General features: G+C 61.6%; 2 protein-coding genes. One reads left to right on the top strand and one right to left on the bottom strand.

Annotated elements, in window-relative coordinates; all coding sequences use genetic code 11:
* The coding region (locus M3461_24230; GenBank protein MDQ3777243.1) for a transposase at window positions 1-498 on the bottom strand (498 nt) is incomplete at its 3' end.
* Window positions 499-861: 363 nt separating this feature from the next.
* On the opposite strand from M3461_24230, the gene M3461_24225 reads away from it, so the two are divergent.
* A partial coding sequence (locus tag M3461_24225) for an aldehyde dehydrogenase family protein (protein MDQ3777242.1) occupies window positions 862-2,239 on the top strand: 1,378 nt, incomplete at its 3' end.

Raw genomic sequence — 2,239 nt, 5'->3', positions numbered from 1 at the left:
GCGGTTAAACCCCACCGCCGTCCCCTCGGCAAAGCGCGAGGTGCCCAATACCGAGCCATCGAAATCGAGCGTCACCCGGGAGAGTTTCAGTGCCACCAACCGTGCGATGACCAGCTCGCACAGCATCTTCTGCAGGTGCTTGACACTGTCTTGGTCAGCCCTTGCCAACCCGCGGCTCACGGTGGCCACATCCGGCAGCCGGCGCAAGCCCAGGATCCGCTTCACCAGCGGATCATCCGCGTAGTAACGCACATCGCGCAACTGCCGGTATCCGAGCAAGAGGTGCACGACCAAACACAGTACCAGGGCGGGATAGCCGAAGATCGGGTTGACGGTAAGATGGCTAAAACAGCGCCGCAGCCGCTCCTTCAATCCCAGACGCGAGAAGAGCTCTTGGATGAGGATAAGCCCCGAAAACGAGGTCAGTTGGCTATCCTCAAAACGCAGTTGAGGAAGGCTGTGAGTCTTGCAGTGGACGTCGGCTCTGCTACACTTCATAGAAGCGGCCTCCTTCTCGGATCTTACTGTTTCGGCAAACATATTATACCGAGAAGCGTAGGCCGCTTTCCATATATTTCTGATCATAGGATCAGCCTTTTCGTCGAATGTCTAGACCTCACCTACGGTGATGTCCAGCGAAAAGCTTAAAACTCGTTAAAACCCTTAACCGACGCCATTCTCTGCCACTACACAACAGAATTTATGCAACTGGAGGGTATACACTCCGGTTCCTCCGCTCCGGCGGAACGCGACCTCCCTTCGCTCGCGACGATTTTTTCACAAACTCTGAGATACAGTGAAAGAATCTACTGCGCTTGCGACGATTTGCTGCACGAGGTCTGAGCGCGTGGGGTGACGACGATGAGCGAGAGTTTTCCCATCTACGCGGGCGGCGAGTTCACGACGACCTCGAAGGTCCTCGACGTCGTGAGCCCGTATTCGGGTGTCGCCACCTATCGGACCTACCTCGGCGGTGAGGAAGAATATGAGCGGGCGGTCACGGCGGCCGAGGGCGCGCGCGAGGCCATGCGCGTCTTGCCGACCTATCTCCGCTATCAGATCCTCCAGGATATCTCCGCGGGGATACTGAAGCATCGCGAGCGCTTCGCCCGGATCATGGCGCGGGAAGCGGCCAAACCGCTAAAGACCGCGCGCGTCGAGGCCGAGCGCGCCGCGCAGACCTTCCTCATTGCCTCCGAGGAGGCCAAGCGCCTCCCCGGCGAGCTCTTGCGCCTGGACTGGACGCCTGTAGCGCGCGGCAAAGAGGCGATCGTGAAGTATTTTCCGGTCGGGCTCGTGGCCGGCATTTCACCGTTCAACTTCCCGCTCAATCTCGTGGCCCACAAGATCGCCCCGGCCATCGCCGCGGGATGCCCGATCGTCCTGAAGCCGGCTTCCAAGACACCCATCTCGGCGCTGTTGTTGGCCCGGATCATTGACGAGACGGCGCTGCCCAAGGGCGGCGTCTCGATGCTGCCGATGGACCGGGAGACCGGGAACCGGCTGGTGACCGACGCGCGCTTCAATCTCTTGTCCTTCACCGGCTCGCCGGATGTCGGTTGGGAGATGAAGAAGAACGCCGGCAAGAAGAAAGTGGTCCTGGAACTGGGCGGCAACGCCGGGCTCATCGTCGATCGGGACGGGGATGTGGAACGCGCCATCAAGAAATCGGTGATCGGAGCCTTCACCAACGCCGGCCAGAGCTGCATCCACACCCAGCGCATCCAGGTCGAGGCCTCGGTGTTCGAGCCGTTCCTGGAAGGTTTTCGATCCGAAGCGCAGCGGCTTCGCGTCGGCGATCCCGAGGAGGAAGCAACGGATGTCTCGGCCATGATCGACGAGGGCAACGCCAAGCGCATCCAGTCGTGGGTGGACGAAGCCCGCGCGGCCGGCGCCACCGTGGTGATGGGCGGGCACAGGGACGGTGCCGTCTATGCGCCGACCGTCCTAACCGGCACCCGGCCCACGATGAAGGTGTGTGCGCTCGAGGCCTTCGGTCCGATCGTGGTGGTGGAGAGGTTCACCGACTTCGCGGAGGCCGTGGCGGCCATCAACCACTCCAGCTTCGGACTGCAGGCCGGGGTGTTCACGCAAGACTATCGAAAGATCCACTACGCCTTCGAGCACCTGGAGGTGGGCGGGGTCACGGTCAACGAGGTCCCGACCTTCCGCGCCGATCAGATGCCGTACGGGGGCGTGAAGGACTCCGGTCTCGGCCGCGAAGGACCGAAATACGCGA

Source organism: Pseudomonadota bacterium, from assembly GCA_030860485.1.
Taxonomy (GTDB): domain Bacteria; phylum Pseudomonadota; class Gammaproteobacteria; order JACCXJ01; family JACCXJ01; genus JACCXJ01.
This window is presented reverse-complemented; position numbering and strand designations above follow the sequence as displayed.